Annotated in this window: 13 protein-coding genes; 5 read left to right on the top strand and 8 right to left on the bottom strand. The window is 38.7% G+C overall.

What is annotated here, in order from left to right; genetic code table 11:
• The first annotated feature begins 24 nt into the window (after positions 1–24).
• Entirely contained in the window at positions 25–1239 is a 1215-nt protein-coding gene (gene pobA, locus ACYU0V_RS10965; protein WP_461847439.1) for a 4-hydroxybenzoate 3-monooxygenase, read from the top strand.
• Positions 1240–1386: 147 nt separating this feature from the next.
• Here the strand turns inward: pobA and alr are convergent, their stop codons facing one another.
• Complete coding sequence (gene alr, locus ACYU0V_RS10960; RefSeq protein WP_373883135.1) at positions 1387–2679, bottom strand: alanine racemase; 1293 nt, start codon at positions 2677–2679, stop codon at positions 1387–1389.
• 1176 nt (positions 2680–3855) lie between these two features.
• On the opposite strand from alr, the gene ACYU0V_RS10955 reads away from it, so the two are divergent.
• On the top strand, positions 3856–4476 hold the full coding sequence (locus ACYU0V_RS10955) for a LysE family translocator (RefSeq protein WP_347745910.1): 621 nt from the start codon (positions 3856–3858) through the stop codon (positions 4474–4476).
• A 239-nt stretch (positions 4477–4715) separates the two neighbouring features.
• Here ACYU0V_RS10955 and ACYU0V_RS10950 read toward each other — a convergent pair whose 3' ends face one another.
• Positions 4716–5966, bottom strand: coding sequence for an MFS transporter (locus ACYU0V_RS10950; protein ID WP_461847438.1), 1251 nt, complete (start codon positions 5964–5966; stop codon positions 4716–4718).
• Between the two features lie 61 nt (positions 5967–6027).
• A complete protein-coding gene (locus tag ACYU0V_RS10945; RefSeq protein ID WP_461847437.1) occupies positions 6028–7179 on the bottom strand; it encodes an acyl-CoA dehydrogenase family protein in 1152 nt (383 codons plus the stop codon).
• Positions 7180–7510: 331 nt separating this feature from the next.
• On the opposite strand from ACYU0V_RS10945, the gene ACYU0V_RS10940 reads away from it, so the two are divergent.
• Together ACYU0V_RS10940 and ACYU0V_RS10935 are read left to right on the top strand one after the other, a co-directional pair.
• Positions 7511–8728 carry a CaiB/BaiF CoA transferase family protein gene (locus ACYU0V_RS10940; protein WP_461847436.1) on the top strand — a complete coding sequence of 406 codons (1218 nt, stop codon included), beginning with the start codon at positions 7511–7513 and terminating at the stop codon, positions 8726–8728.
• A 186-nt stretch (positions 8729–8914) separates the two neighbouring features.
• Positions 8915–9760, top strand: a complete 846-nt coding sequence (locus ACYU0V_RS10935; protein WP_461849938.1) for an IclR family transcriptional regulator — start codon at positions 8915–8917, stop codon at positions 9758–9760.
• A gap of 64 nt (positions 9761–9824) precedes the next feature.
• Here ACYU0V_RS10935 and ACYU0V_RS10930 read toward each other — a convergent pair whose 3' ends face one another.
• Complete coding sequence (locus ACYU0V_RS10930) at positions 9825–10634, bottom strand: enoyl-CoA hydratase (protein ID WP_461847435.1); 810 nt, start codon at positions 10632–10634, stop codon at positions 9825–9827.
• Positions 10635–10864: 230 nt separating this feature from the next.
• Between ACYU0V_RS10930 and ACYU0V_RS10925 the strand changes: the two genes are divergently transcribed.
• Entirely contained in the window at positions 10865–11836 is a 972-nt protein-coding gene (locus ACYU0V_RS10925) for an NAD(P)H-dependent flavin oxidoreductase (RefSeq protein WP_461847434.1), read from the top strand.
• A gap of 39 nt (positions 11837–11875) precedes the next feature.
• Here ACYU0V_RS10925 and ACYU0V_RS10920 read toward each other — a convergent pair whose 3' ends face one another.
• From ACYU0V_RS10920 to ACYU0V_RS10905, 4 genes are all read right to left on the bottom strand, one after another.
• Positions 11876–13048, bottom strand: coding sequence for an MFS transporter (locus tag ACYU0V_RS10920; protein ID WP_416658685.1), 1173 nt, complete (start codon positions 13046–13048; stop codon positions 11876–11878).
• 63 nt (positions 13049–13111) lie between these two features.
• Positions 13112–13954 carry an IclR family transcriptional regulator gene (locus tag ACYU0V_RS10915; RefSeq protein ID WP_000081480.1) on the bottom strand — a complete coding sequence of 281 codons (843 nt, stop codon included), beginning with the start codon at positions 13952–13954 and terminating at the stop codon, positions 13112–13114.
• Positions 13955–14063: 109 nt separating this feature from the next.
• Entirely contained in the window at positions 14064–15269 is a 1206-nt protein-coding gene (locus ACYU0V_RS10910) for a 3-oxoadipyl-CoA thiolase (protein ID WP_017385561.1), read from the bottom strand.
• Positions 15270–15283: 14 nt separating this feature from the next.
• Entirely contained in the window at positions 15284–16807 is a 1524-nt protein-coding gene (locus tag ACYU0V_RS10905; RefSeq protein WP_461847432.1) for a 3-hydroxyacyl-CoA dehydrogenase, read from the bottom strand.
• Between the last annotated feature and the right edge of the window lie 35 nt (positions 16808–16842).

The following is a 16842-nucleotide window of genomic DNA, read 5'->3' as shown; positions in this document are numbered from 1 at the left end:
TCAGGATGAAACAAGGATGAAGTTATGGATATTTTAAAGACACAGGTTGCAATTATTGGATCTGGACCAGCAGGGTTATTGCTTGGGCAACTTCTATATAAAGCTGGTATCGACCATATTATTGTTGAGCAACGTAGTGCTGAATATGTGGCTTCACGGATTCGTGCAGGAATTTTAGAGCAAGTTTCGGTCGACTTACTGAAACAAGCAGGTGTTGACCAAAATTTAAAAGACAAAGGATTACCGCATTCGGGCATTGAAATCTTAACCAATGGTGAATTGCATCGCGTTGATTTGGCAGCACTCACGGGTGGCAAACAAGTAACCGTATATGGGCAGACCGAAGTGACTAAAGATTTAATGACTGCGCGTGAAGCAGAGCAGCTCACTTCATTTTATGAAGCTCAAAATGTACAAGTGAAAGATTTTTACACTGCACCAAAAGTTGAGTTTGAGTATCAAGGTAAAGCTTTTCAAATTCAGTGTGACTTTATTGCTGGTTGTGATGGCTACCATGGTGTCTGCCGTGCCAGCGTGCCAGAAGATAAAATTAAGACGTTTGAAAAAGTTTATCCGTTTGGCTGGTTAGGAGTGTTGGCCGATGTGCCACCTGTAGCCGATGAACTCATTTACGTACAGTCAGAGCGTGGATTCGCTTTATGTAGTATGCGTTCAGAAACACGTAGCCGTTATTATTTACAAGTTCCTTTAACAGATCACGTCGAAGATTGGTCGGATGAAAAGTTCTGGGATGAGTTAAAAAACCGCCTAGACCCTGAAAGCCGTGAAAAGTTAGTGACAGGACCTTCTATTGAAAAAAGTATCGCGCCGTTACGTAGCTTTGTGACCGAACCAATGCGTTTCGGAAAACTATTTTTAGCTGGCGATGCTGCGCATATTGTTCCACCGACAGGAGCAAAAGGCCTCAATCTCGCGGCTTCTGATATTGCTTATTTATCAAGTGCGCTAGTTGAATATTATATCGAAGGTTCCGAGCAAGGTATAAATGAATACTCAGAAAAATGCCTACAACGTGTATGGAAAGCTGAGCGTTTTTCTTGGTGGATGACTCATTTATTGCATCGTTTTGAAACTGAGAGCGAGTTTGATCACAAGATTAAACAAGCCGAGTTAGGTTATGTGCTTGGCTCGATCGCAGGTAAAACCACATTGGCCGAAAACTATGTTGGTTTGCCTTATGAGATTAAGCAAATTGATAGTTTTAAGCACGCAAGCTAAAGGCTAGATAAAAAATAAAAAGGGCATGCAAATGCTCTTTTTTATGTAAAAAACTGGATGGAATAAAATCGCTTAAAAGATGTAATTCGGCTAAAAGTAGCCCGATACTTTTCAAAATATAGGGCTACCTATCACTTCACCTAAAGTTTAGTTGGCCTTTGCCGCAACTTTATTATTGGTTAATATCACTTGTTGCTGAGATTGAAGGGGTTTAATCACTTGTGGGTTAGAGTTACTCCAAGGGATATAGGCTTCTGTCAAAATATGACCTGTAAGACTCGTTAAATCACTCGTTTTAACTTCCGCATTGCCTTGACGACCAAATAATACAACTTCATCACCTGCTTTGGCCTCTGGAATATCTGTTACATCAACCATAACAGTATTCATTGATACTCGACCAACCACTGGCGCTTTTTGTCCATTTATTAATACAAAAGCTTTATTACTAAAACTACGACGGTAGCCATCCGAATAACCTACAGGGAGGTTTGCGAGTCTAGAGTCACGTTTCAAAGTATAGGTTTGGTCATAACCTACAGTTGAATCTTTCAGGTAATTATTAACCGCGGCAATTTGTGTTTTAAATGCCATCATACCTTTAAATTCAGGGTGATTAGGAAAATCCCCATATATAATTGCGCCTGCACGAACCATATCTAAATGTGATTCAGGAACATTTACAGTAGCAAATGAATTAGCGGTATGTAATGTTAATTCTTTACGATTCAGTTTGGCTTTTTTAATCAACCATGCAGTTTGTTCATTAAATTGCGCCAGACGCTCACGGACAAATTTTTCATCTTCTACGGCATAGTGGGTCATAATGCCGTCAATTTTAAGATGGGGAAGTTTGGTGATCGCCACAGCTTGTTCTTTGCCTAGAGCCGTAGACATTTCAAGACCATTACGATCCATACCACCCGAATTTAAAGCCAAGCTGTAATGAACAGTTGTATTGTTCGCTTCTGCCCATTTAGACATACGGGCAGCTTGGTCATAATTACCTAAAAGCTCTTCAATATTTAAAGCCTGTGCATTGATAATTTCACTATCTGTGGCGGTACGTAAACGTGTAATTTTGCCTTTATAGCCATGTTTACGCACCATAGCCGCTTCAGCATTACTAGTAATGCCAATACAAGATACGTTTAACTTCATAACACTTGGCATAAGTAGGTCAATACTATGGCCGTATGCGTTAGCTTTCATGACTATACAAAGTTGTGTTTTGCCATTAAGTAACTGATTTGTCCTTTTAATATTATCTTCAAAAGCTTGAGTATCAATTTCTATCCATGCATTTGCTGTAGGTGCAGGGCTTACTTCATTTGTAACATGGGGAGTAAGTAAGGGAGCTGCATGAGCAAATTGCACCGAACCGAATAATATTAATGCACAACTATAAGCGAGATGAGAAAATTTTGTTTTAAGTTTCATGAGTTTTTAATCTTTCCTAATTGAATATATTTTACCTTTCGGTATATTTCTATGATTAATTACAGCAATACAATTAATTTGTTTTGCGAAATCATATATTTTTTCGTAATAATATTTCCTCCTTAAAATATTATGAGAAGTATTAAGCGAGCCTAAAGCCACCTTAATTTTATTAAAAAATATTGTCATGATTTAAATCATATTAATTAAATCTAAATATACATCCGTAAAAAAACAATAGAAAAATTTACTATATTTTCTAAGTGTTATTTTTTTAATCTAATTGTACCTATTGTTTTTTATTTAATTCTATAAAAATTATGATTTTTTAAAAAATATAGAGTTTTATTTTGGTTGGAATTTAGTCTATTATACTTTGTAGATGATATTTATTATCATTTGATATTTGATGGGTTGTTGATTAAATATATGTAAATTAATGTTTTTTTTGATAAAATTTTTCTTGGGATTTTGAATATGTAGATTTATAAAAATAAAATAATTTTAGAGTGCTATGACACAATTGCTCAATTTTTAAGCAAAATATTTATTTTTAAAAATTACTAATAAATTAATTTATTTTTTTAAATAAAATATTTGTTAGTCAAAATAAATAATTACCTGACATTAGGTAGTAAAATTGAGATTTAAATTTTCATGAGACAACGCAACTAAAGGCTTTATTTTCCTTGTTTGAGCTAATTTTTTATCCACTGTTATGGCTAAATTAAGATCAAACTATTAAGGTGTATTTAATGAGGTATTTAAGTGTTTTAGTTTTAATAAAGATAATAAGTATATAATAACTTTAATGAAAAAATAGTTTTTTTATAGTTGTGAATGTGGTTGTAAGTTTTTATTTATTATTATATTTTAATTCTGAAAGATAGTAGTGTAGATATCAGTTAATTGTAAACGATATCTAAGAATCAACTTTTAAGTGAATCCCTATATCTATTGGAAGATTAAATAATGAGCTTTTTGATAAGTCTGGTGGTTAGAATATAAAGCTCATCTATGAAAATATTAATAAATAATTATTAATGAGTAGATGGATGGATACCCAAGAATTCTCTTATTTAAAATTGTCAAATTAACTTCTTTAATGAAGGTGAACTCTAAGTAAGTTTCTCTAAATAATTATATTTTTAAGAAATACTTAATGGAAGAATAGGTGTGAACTATAATTTTTTAACCTTTATTATAACTGTGTTGATTATTAATCTATCACCAGGTCCTGCTATGATTTATGTAATGAATCAATCATCAAAATATGGAATAAAAGCAGGATTAAAGGCAGCAGCAGGGGTGGAGTTTGGTGTCTTCTTCTATGTTTTGTTAACGGCATTTGGGTTAATGGTTATTTTTCAAGAAATTCCTATGCTATACAAAGTTATTCAATTCATGGGTGCTTTGTACCTCATTTATTTAGCATATCTATCTTGGCCTAAGTGTAAATCAATAGAAAGCCTCAATATTCTTTCTCAAAACTCTTCAGAATCAGCCCGCCATACATTTAGCAAAGGGATGTTGATTAATTTATCTAACCCAAAGATTGGCCTCTTTTTTGTTAGCTTGTTACCACAATTTGTACCTTCAGATTCTCACCCAGCTTGGCTGTATTTTCTCTTATATGGGCTAATTTTTAATTTTGGAGGTATTTGTGTGAATATGGCAGTTGGAGCAATGGCGCGAAAATTAAAAACTATTATACAAAGAGCATCATGGTTTGATTATGTTCCACCGCTTTTGTTCTTATCTATTGCTGTTTTAAGCATAGCGCAGGTGGGGTTGTGAGTTTGTATTATTGGAATTTCTATGTACACAAAGCCACGTTACTATTTTTAAGCTTAGCTCCCTTGGGAGCTAAGCTTACCTAAAAAATTAAAATGAAGAGTAGATACACTCTACATATGTGGAAATAAGGAATAACTTTAATGAGTAAATTCCTTATTTCCGGCTAATGATTTAAAACTAATGTTTAGATCGTTAGCACCATCAATCAGATAGGCATATGACCTATCTGATAGATCTTTTTATGACTTTTGAGGGTCATATAATTTTTCTTTAATGAATAGGGCTGGTATCACGCCACAAATCAGGTAGGCAGCACCCATGACGACAAAACCTAAACCAATAGACCCGCCAGAGGCTAAGAAACCAATAGTTGCAGGGGCTAAAGCAGCACCTAAACGTCCAACGTTATAAGCACCGCCAATGGCTGTACCGCGAATAGCGGTCGCAAAGCTTTCAGTCATGTAGGTTGCATTTACGCCATACGGGATGCCGTAGAGGAAACCAAAGGTCACCAGTAAATATAGAATGTTGCTTGGCGAGTTATAAAAAACAATCAGAGGTAGGAAAATAGCAGTGCCGATTGCACCAAAGGCATAGGTAAAACGACGTCCTAATTTATCGGCCATCATGCCCGCAAGAACTTTACCTAAAATCATAGCGGTATATGTACCTACCATATAGGCGGTCATTTCCTTAAATTTCATACCCAGTTCACTTTCAAGGTATGACGGCATCCAGTTATTTACACCATAGTAGCCAAACTGTAAAAAGCCTGCGGTTAAAGCCCATAAGATAAACATATTGCGGTTTCGTTTATCTTGGAAAATAAGCTTAAATGCCGAAGTTTTTTGAGCATTTTGAGCCACAACTGGTTGTTGTAGTCGAGACTTTTGCCATGCTTCTGGTTCTGGTACAAGAATATGCATGAGGAAAGCAATAACAACAGGAATAATCGCAACATAAAACAGCATGCGCCAGCCATAATCAGGAATAATCCAACCTGCAAGCAAAGTCGCAACAATATAGCCAACCGTCCAACCTGCTTGTAAAGTGCCCAGTACTGTGGTGCGATAACGGGTTGGGACATACTCGGCCATGAGGGTATTACAGGCGATATAAAGTGAACCTAAACCCAGTGATGCAAAAAATCTTAAAATACCAAACTGAAGAAAGCTTTGGGTGAAACCTAAGCCACAGGTGAGGAGCGAGAAAGTTAAAATAGAAATAACCACAATACGCACACGACCAAATTTATCGCACGCCCATCCCCCAAAAATCCCACCAACAGCCATGCCTGCCAATGTGAAACTGCCAAGCATACCTGCTTGTACTGAACTTAATCCAAAATCTGCCTTAATACTATTTAAGCTATAAGACAGTAGCATCAAATCTGCACCATCTACCAACAGTGCTAGAAAAGCAAAAATAAAAGCTATTTTCCACGTATGAGGCTGTATACGAGAAAGACCTTCTTTGTAATTTGTAGCCATAATCCATTACCTACATTTGATAAATAGCACTTCAAATCGTTTTAAAGTGCTTAAAACTTGATTAAGACGCAGCGCGAATCATGTTTCGGGCAATAATCATTTGTTGAATTTGAGTGGTCCCTTCATAAAGACGGAACAGACGAACATCTCGATAAAAACGTTCAATGGCATATTCACTGATATAGCCCGCACCGCCGTGAATCTGTACGCAGCGATCAGCAACACGGCCACACATTTCGGTTGCAAACATTTTTGCGCAAGAAGCTTCGGTGCTAACGTTTTGTCCTGCATCGCGTAGGCGGGCAGCGTCTAAGACCATACATTTAGCTGCATAAATTTCAGCTTTTGAGTCAGCAAGCATGGCTTGAATGAGTTGAAATTCGGCAATCGGTTGTCCAAATTGCTTGCGTTCGATAGCGTAATTTAAAGAATCATCTAACATTCTTGTTGCTGCGCCGACGCTCAAGGCCGCAATATGCAAACGGCCTTTATCGAGTACTTTCATGGCCGTTTTAAAACCGACACCTTCAACACCACCAATGAGCGCTGAAGCAGGGATGCGACAATTTTCAAAAATAACGTCACAGGTATGGGCACCTTTTTGTCCCATTTTTTTATCGCGTTTGCCAAGAAAAATGCCCGGAGTTTGGCTATCGACAATAAAAGCAGAAATGCCACCAGCGCCTTTAATATCAGGGTTTGTACGTGCCATGACTGTAAATACACCAGCGTGAGGAGCATTGGTAATAAAGCGTTTGGTGCCATTTAAAATATAAAAGTCACCGTCTTTTACTGCGCTGGTTTTTAAAGAGGCGGCATCAGAGCCTGCATCTGGTTCGGTTAAGCAAAACGAACTGATCACTTCACCACGTGCTAAACGTGGCAAGAAAAATGATTTTTGTGCTTCGGTCCCATCAATAATCAGGCCACTTGAGCCAATGCCATTATTGGTCCCAATGAGAGAGCGAAAAGCAGGAGAGGTACGACCTAATTCAAAAGCCACATAGACTTCTTCTTCCATCGTCAGGCCAAGACCTTCGTACTCTTCAGGAATGGTTAAACCAAATAAACCGAGAGCTTTCATTTGCTCAACGATATCTTGAGGAATTTCATCCGTTTCAGCGACTTCATTCTCATGAGGAATTAATACACCTTCAACAAATTGTCGAATCATATCAACAAGTTGATCTAAGGTTTCCTGATCACGAATCATAGTCTCGTCCTTTTACTACATGCAGAAAACATCAATGTGATGTTCGTAAAATCACCAATATTTGAAGCGATAGTAATCAAACGATGAACGCAAAACAATATATTTTGAAAATTAATTTCGCAATGCGATACTTTGTTGTTGATTTATGTTTGGCTAATTTATTGATTTATTTGAGCTATATTTTCTTATAAAAAATCATTATTTTTAGTGGAAAATTAAAGTTTGATTTTTAAAAAGAGCTGTGTATATTAAAAATATATATCGCTATGCGAAATTTTAAATGGATAAGTTTTCCTATAGGAAATAAGTCACAAAATATAGTGGGATGAAGATGGGTGCTTTAAATGGAATTCGGGTGCTTGACTTAAGTCGGGTATTGGCTGGACCTTGGTGTGGACAGATTCTTGCCGATTTAGGTGCAGAAGTAATCAAGATTGAACGACCGAAAGTCGGTGACGATACCCGTTCTTGGGGGCCACCTTGGATGAAAGATGACTCAGGCCAAGACACTCAAGAAGCTGCTTATTATCAGTCTACTAACCGCAATAAACTATCTGTTGCCATCGACATTGCCAGTCCTGATGGTCAAGAATTGATTAAAGCCCTCATTCAAGACACCGATGTCGTGATTGAAAACTACAAAGCGGGTTCTTTAAAAAAATACGGTTTGGACTATGAGTCTTTATCTGCAATTAACCCTGAACTGGTGTATTGCTCGATTACAGGTTTTGGTCAAACTGGCCCAAGAGCAGAAGAGCCTGGTTATGACTTTATTATTCAGGGCATGGGCGGGCTTATGTCAGTCACGGGTGAGCGTGATGATTTGCCGGGTGGCGGTCCACAAAAAGTAGGGGTCGCATTTTCTGATTTAGCTACAGGACTTTATTCTACGATTGCCATACAGGCTGCTTTACTCAACCGACATGTGACAGGTTTAGGCCAATACATTGATATGGCTTTGCTTGATGTTCAAATTGCCACAATGGCGAATCAGGGAATGAACTATCTTTCATCGGGTAATATCCCTAAACGTTATGGCAATGCACACGCCAATATTGTGCCTTATCAAGTGTTCAAAGCTTCTGACCGTGATTTTATTATTGCATGTGGAAATGATACTCAGTTTATTCAACTCTGTCGAAGTATTGGTTTACCCGATTTACCAAATGATGCACGTTTTGCCAGAAATGCAGACCGGATTAAGCATCGTGATGAAATTATCGGGATTTTACAAACTCACTTTTTAACAAAAACAGCAGATGAATGGGTAGATGCAATCTATGCGGCTAAAGTTCCCGTAGGTGTAATCAATAACTTGGAACAAGCTTTTCAAGAGCCTCAAGTGATTGCCCGAGAAATGTTAGTCGAAATGAACCATCCTCAACGTGAGAAATTGAAGGTAATTGGGTCACCAATCAAACTTTCTAGAACACCCGTTGAATACAAAACAGCACCGCCACTGTTGGGTGAACATACGCAGGCCGTTTTGGGAAGAGTGGTCTCTTCAGAAAAACTGGCTGAGCTCAAAGAAAAGGGCGTAATTGGGTAGGTGGCTTAAAAGCGGAAGGTTAAAATTATATTTAAAATCAGAAAATAAAATATTTAATCTTTCGCTTTAATGAGTTAAATGAAGTTATCTTTTAGATGCAGACTCGGATGTTTGCTCTTTTGCTATTTATAGAAAAAATAGATTATAATTTTCGCAGTGCGAAACAAAATATGGATTGGTATGACAATGAACGACGCAGTTGATGCAGAACAGACAGAAAAATTATTAGTGCCTTTAAGGCATGAATTATTACATCCGATTGAAGACATGCAGGATGAAAATGATCGCCAATTTATTACTGCATTAGCACGTGGTTTAGAGCTATTACGTTGTTTTACACCGAAGCATCAACATTTGGGTAACCAAGAGCTTGCTCAAATGACAGGTTTGCCAAAACCAACCATTACTCGCCTTACACATACCTTGTCGCGTTTGGGTTATATCAAACAAGTGCCTAACTCAAGCAAATTCCAGCTTTCAGTAGGTGTTCTTGCATTTGGTTATTCGATGCTGTCTAACGTATCGATTCGTTCTATTGCTCATCCATATATGAAAAATTTGGCAGACTATGCGGGCGCTGCTGTAGCTATGGCAACACGCGATCGACTGAACATGATTTATCTTGATGTGGTACAAGGCAAAGGCAATATGACCATGCGCCGTCAAGTCGGAACCTATTTACCGATTCATTTAAGTTCTATGGGGCGTGCATGTTTAGCCGCAATGCCTGAAGATGAACGAGAATTTTTACTTGATGCCATCCGTAGCAAACACAAAGAAGACTGGATCAAAATTAACCGTGATCTAGACAAAGCTTTTAAAGACTACCAAGATTTTGGATACTGTTTTTCAATCGGCGAATGGCATAAAGATGTAAATTCGGTTGCAGTCCCACTTATTCATGAACAACATGGTTTGCTGGTGTTTAACTGTGGTGGTCCAAGTTTCATTATGAACCGTGAAAAACTCGAAGAAGATATTGCACCGCGTCTTTTACACATGGTGAATAATATTCGTACTGAGATTAGTTAAACGTATTTAATTTATTTATAAGAGCCAGCTTTGATCTTCAATGCTGGCTTTTTAGTAGGTGTATCTAGACTGTTTGGTTGTGAAAGTTCGGTTTCCGTTTTTCTTTGAAAGCACTTAATGCTTCTTTAAACTCGGAACCTTGTAAACAACGCGAGAAAATAGTCGACTCATGGTCAATACGATTGAGTAGATCATCGATTGGCATATCTCTTAGTAACTTTTTACTGAGCTGTAAGGCTTGGCTTGGTTTGTGAGCAAGTTTAATTGCTATATCTTCAATCACTTGATTCAGTTCAGTTGCCTCAAATATTTCATTTACCAGACCATAATTCTTTGCTTGGTCTGCCGAAAACTTTTCACCGAGTAAAATAATTTCCGAAGCTCGAGCAAAGCCCAATAGTCTTGGCAAGATGTAACTTGAACCCGCTTCAGGTACAAGTCCCAAATTCACGAAGGGAAACTGAAAAATAGAATTTTGGCTTGCATACACAAGGTCACAATGTAGAAGCATAGTGCTGCCAATGCCAATTGCCACACCATTTACTTTAGCAATAATCGGTTTTGGAAACGTTGCTAAGCTTTTTAAGAAAATAATCGAAGCGGGTGGTTCGGAACTTGATGCGTCGCGTTTTTCAAATGCATTGACATCATTGCCGCTAGTAAATGCGGAGTTTTCACCAGCAAGCACAACGACATGAATATCTTGATTAGTTGCAGCCTCATCTAATGCCTGACTTAAAGCTGCATACATTTCATAATTAATTGCATTCTTTTTAGTGGGATTGCTCATGGTGAGCGTTAGTATATGTTTATCTAAACGCTGTTGAATTGTGCCTGTTTTAAGCTCGCTTTGGGTTTTATTGTCCTGCTGCATTATTCATTCCTTTAAATAACTTTCCGTCTAAAATTTAAACTTATTAAAATAATGCTATCGAAAAACAATTCCGTTATCAATTATTTTGTTTTATATTGTGGTATAAAATTTTGTATTGTGAAATTTTTACCTTAAGTCACTTTAAATGATGATAAGATTTATGTGTAAATAAGCATCTAGCTCTGCTAAGGAAATGAGAAGCTAGCTATAGAACAGTGAGTGGGAATAATATGAAGACCAAAATTACAGAACTATTTGAAATCGAGCATCCAATTATTCAAGGTGGTATGCATTATGTTGGTTTTGCAGAGCTTGCTGCTGCGGTTTCTAACGCGGGTGGGTTAGGTATTATTACTGGCTTAACTCAGCGTACACCTGAAAATCTGGCAAAAGAAATTGCACGTTGCCGTGAAATGACTGATAAGCCTTTTGGGGTAAATTTAACCTTTTTGCCTACGGTGAATACCCCTGATTATCCGGGTTTTGTAGAAGCAATTATTAAAGGTGGAGTCAAGGTCGTAGAAACAGCAGGGCGTAATCCTGAACAAGTCATGCCGTATTTAAAAGCTGCTGGCATTAAAGTAATTCACAAATGTACTTCGGTTCGACATAGCTTAAAAGCTCAGCAAATTGGATGTGATGCGGTTTCTGTAGATGGTTTCGAGTGTGGCGGGCATCCTGGTGAGGATGACGTGCCAAATATGATTTTATTGCCTTTAGCAGCCGATGCATTAGAAATTCCGTTTGTTGCCTCAGGTGGAATGGCAGATGGACGCTCACTCGCTGCTGCTTTAGCGATGGGAGCCGATGGAATTAATATGGGAACGCGCTTTATTGCGACTCAGGAAGCTCCCATACATGCAAATGTGAAACAGGCGATTTTGAATGCAACCGAACGAGACACGCGTTTAATTATGCGTGCTTTGCGAAATACAGAACGTGTCATGAATAATGCTGCTGTAGAAAAAATCGTAGCAAAAGAAAAAGCACTTGGCGATAACATTAAATTTGAAGATATTATTGAAGAAGTTGCGGGCGTCTATCCCAAAGTCATGATTGATGGGGACGTTAATGCTGGCGCATGGTCATGCGGTTTAGTCGCAAGCTTGATTCATGATATTCCGACATGTGATGAACTGGTCAGCCGAATTGTCAAAGAGGCAGAAGATATTATTCGTGGTCGGTTATTAGGGCTTTTATAACGAACCATTAGCCTACTTTATATAAGATCAGCACAAGCTTTAATTGTGCTGATTTTTTGCATCACGTACACAATAATAAAGACATAAAACGGCAAAAATTAAACCTAAAATACAGACACCTGTCCAACCGTAGTGTTTCCAGGCATAACTTCCTGCCGTTGTGCCTAAAGCGCCGCCAGCAAAGTAACCTGTCATATAAATGGCATTAAACCGCGAACGTAATTCTTGATTAAGTTTAAATACAATACTTTGGTTGGTGACATGCACAGCAGAAAGAGAAGCGTAGAGAATAAGTAAGGCAATAATATAAAAAGCGAAATGGTAGGGTAAAAGTGAAAAAAGAATCCAACTTAAAATAAGCCCAATGCCGCAATAAATTGAAATTTTATGAATGTAGCCTTGATCAATAAATTTACCTGAAAAATTGGCAACGAACGTCCCTAATACCCCAACAAAACTGAAAAGGCCAATGGTAAAGTCGCTAAAAAAATAGGGTGCTGGAGCCAAAAGCAACGACATGGTGGTAAAGGTTAAACTTACACAAGCAAATGTAAAACCACCAATATAAGTTCTGGTTCTTAACCGTCGGCTTTGAATAAAAATCTGTGGTAAAGAGCGAATAGTTTTTGCATAGTTTTCAGATTTGGTTGGTGGAAATAACCCGATATTACGATGCAAAATAATGGCAATAATAAGTAACAAAAAGCCACTGACCAGATAAATAATATTCCAAGCGAAAAGCGTAGACATCAGCCCTGAAAGGGAACGGGCGAGTAAAACCCCCATCATCAGTCCGCTCAGTAAAAAGCCAACCACACGGCCGCTTTGTTGAATCGGAACCAGACTTGCAGCAAGCGGTAATAACAGTTGGGCTGCACTAGAAAATAGACCAGTAATGATGGTGCCAAGCAGTAAAAGATAAATATTGTGCGAAAACCCGCTAATAATTAATCCACTTGAAGCCAATAACATAAAGATAAATAGCAGCTTGCGCTTTTCTATTATGTCTCCCAACGGCATTAAAAAGAGTAAGCCACATGCGTAGGTGATTTGGGCTAGAGTTGGCACCCACGCTGTAGTCGTTTCGGTTAAATCTAGGCTTACACTAATTGAATGAATAAGTGGCTGACTAAAATAATTTCCACCTGTACAAATGCCTGCGGCAATTGCCATTAAAATAATGGTTGGGGTATAGAGTGCGTTTTTCATCATGCCTTAGTCATAATGAAAGTGGACCTTTAATCAACACAACCATGACTATTTTAAGCACGACTGTTAATGCGTTTCATTCAAAGCATCTTGAATGTTGTGCACCATGTGGATTAAACGTGGTCCAATTTCACCTTCAAGTTTTTCCGGATTTAAATGAAAACTTGGCGCACCACAGTTAAAAACATAAAGACCGTGTTTCGAGCTGACCAAAGGTACAGCCACTGAGTTCACTTCTTTATGCCACTCACCTAAAGACAAACAATATCCATAATCTTGGTAATCACGGAAAGCTCGTTCTAAAGAACGTTTTATGGCTGGCCAGTTTTCTGGATTTTTTTGTTTCAATGCATCAAGTAGAAAATTGCGCTCACGTTCAGGGGTCGCAGCCAAGCATGCTCGGCCCATTGAACTACTATGGATTGGCAAAGTCGAACCAATTGGACGGCGCATATTTAATGCAGTTTCAATTTGCACAACATCGATATACACCATATTTAAGCGGTCACGCGTTGCCATCGCCACAGGCGCTTGAACATACTGACTCATCTCTTCCATATATTGATGAGCAATATTACGAATCGAGATGTTAGATAATGCTGCGTATCCTAAAGATAAGACACCAATATCTAGTGTGTATTTGGTCGAGTTAGGCAATTGTTTTAAATAACCTAATGACACAAGGGTATTGGTAATACGTGCAATGGTCGGTTTAGGTAAACCTGTCATTTTTGCTAATTCTTGATTGCCAAGCACCTGATTATTTGCAGAAAAGCATCTTAAAAGTTCTAAACCGCGCGCTAAAGAAGCAATAAATTGCGGGTTATTTTCTCGATGTATATGCGAAATAGGATCTAAACGTATCTCATCAAAATTTATTGGTTTCTCAGTTTCCGTGTTTTGAGACATTCGATCCTCAAATATAATTAAAGCAATAGTTTTGCCATTATATTTCGCTCTGCAAAATAAATCCATTCATCACTGCGCTGTTGTGATGAATGGATATCTGGTTCAATGGTTATGAAACGTTTTCAATCACCATTGCAAGACCTTGGCCTACACCAATACATAGGCTCACCACGGCATATTTTTTCTTACGGCGAATTAACTCCCGCGCTACTGTTAACGCAAGACGAGCGCCAGAGGCACCAAGTGGATGACCAACTGCAATTGCACCACCGTTGGGGTTCACACGCGGGTCATTAAAATCAACATTTAAACCTTTTAAACAAGATAAAACCTGTGAAGCAAACGCTTCATTAATTTCAATAATATCCATGTCATCTAAAGTAAGGCCAGCACGAGTAACTGCTTTTTTAATGGCTTCGATCGGGCCTGCACCCATAATACGTGGTTCAATACCCGCAGCTGCTGCTGACAAAATTTTAGCCATTGGTTTTAAGCCATATTTTTGACCTGCCGCTTCTGAACCAATCAAAAGTGCTGCTGCACCATCATTAATACCTGAAGCATTACCGGCAGTGACCACGCCACCTTCAAAGAGTGGTTTTAACTTTGTGAGTGCTTCAACAGTTGAGCTTGGGCGAGGATGTTCATCTTCAGAAACGAGTTTAGGGGGTAATTTTTTGCCTTGGAAAACCTCAATTGGAGTAATTTCGTCGGCAAAGAAACCTTCTTCTTTGGCTTTTTGATATTTAGCTTGTGATTGGGCTGCAAATAAGTCTGCTTGCTCACGACTAATACCAAAATCGGCTGCAACGTTATCACCTGTTTCAGGCATTGAATGTCCGCCGTACTGAGCAATAATTTTTTTATTTGGAAAGCGAGAGCCAATGGTGGTGTCATAAATTTTTGCATCACGGCTATAAGCACTTTCTGCTTTACCCATCACAAAGGGTGCACGTGACATACTTTCTACACCACCTGCGATATAGAGCTCGCCTTCACCACAAGTAATGGCGCGTGCTGAGTCAATGACAGCGCCTAAACCACTAGCACATAGGCGGTTTACTGTCTGGCCCGGTACAGTGACTGGTAAACCTGCAAGTAATAATGCATTTCGTGCCACATTACGACTGTCTTCACCCGCTTGATTGGTGTCGCCTAAGATCACATCTTCAATATCAGCACCCGGAACACCAGTTTTTTCTAATAGTTTTTGAATGACGGTGGCTGCTAAATCATCAGGGCGAATTGAGGCAAGTTCACCTGCATGGCGGCCAAATGGGCTACGCAAACCATCATAGATATATGCATTTAACATTGAGAAATTCCTTTTCAAGACTCGTGAGTAAAAGTAAGAGGTAAATGAAGTGCGACATGACGCTGTAACCACGGGCTAGGGCGGTAACGTGGGTCATGCGTAAGTGCTGTTATACGGTTCAGAATGAGTAAGATTTTTTGGCTGCCGACTTGATCACCCCATTCAATTGGGCCAAATGGATAGCCTAAGCCAAGACGTACCGCCGCATTAATATCATCTACCGTGGCAACATTTTGCTGGGCAATATCACAGCCTAAATTAATGACCATTGCTAAAACACGCTGCGCAACAAAGCCAATACTTTCAGCAATCATACTCACCACATTTCCATCTAGATTGAAAATAGAGTGAGCGGCTTGTCGGTATTCAGGTTTGGTAACAAGTGAAGGCATCAAGGTTCGATGCTTTGCAATGCCATAAAGCATGTCTATAGCAACAGCTTGTTCGGGGTTAACGCCTAGGCGGGTCGCCGCTTGGGTTGTGTCTTCACCGTAACAAGCGAGCAAACATAAGCTATCTGTTTGTGGTTCCGAATTGGTGTCTAGGACAATATTGTGTTGAGTTAAATAATCTTCGAGCTGTTTCTTATCGTCTGAAAAATCGGCAGCTACCCAAACTTTTGGATATTGCGCTAAACGCTCTACAAATTTGGCAGATTGTTCACCTGTTTTTGAACCGGTTTCATAGTTATAAAAACCTTGATTGACCTTCCGTCCAAGTTGCTTGGCATCTAGCATTTGCTTGGTGAGCGGGTTCGGTCTGTAGCGGGCTTCTTCATAGTACTGGTGATAAATCGACTCCATCACCGGATGCGAGACATCAAGGCCAGTTAAATCGAGTAATTCAAAAGGACCCATTCTAAAACCAACGCCGTCACGTAAAATTCGGTCAATTTCACTAATATCACAGACATTTTCATTTAAAATTTTGAGTGCTTCGGTGCCATAAGCTCGACCTGCATGATTAATAATAAATCCAGGGGTGTCCTTCGCTACAACAGGACGATGACCAAATGCACGAGATAAATCGTTTAAAGCATCAATAATAAGTGGGTCTGTTTTTAAACCACGAATGACTTCGACCACTTTCATGAGTGGAACTGGGTTAAAGAAGTGATAGCCTACAACACGCTCAGGTTTTTTGCAGTTTGCAGCAATCGCTGTAATAGAAAGAGAAGAAGTGTTAGAGGCTAAAATAGTATTATCCGAAACAACGTCTTCAAGTTGTTGCATCAAGCTTTGTTTGATATCGAGGCGTTCAACAATTGCTTCTACAATCAGGTCGCAATTTTTTAAATCTTCAATTTGATGGGCGACAATTAAATGGTTATTTGCTGCTGCTGCTTGCTCAGATGTAATTTTATTTTTGTCGACTAACTTTTGAAATGTAGCAGCCAGTTTTTCTTTTGCCTGTTCTGCTGCACCTGCTTTGGCATCATATAAATAAGTGGTATGACCTGACTGTGCAGCAATTTGAGCAATACCACTGCCCATGACACCTACACCAATCACAGCCATGCTTTTAATATCATAAGTCATGTCGATCATCCTGATTATTGATCTATATTTGAAAT

This window comes from Acinetobacter sp. X9 (assembly GCF_054889255.1).
This window is presented reverse-complemented; position numbering and strand designations above follow the sequence as displayed.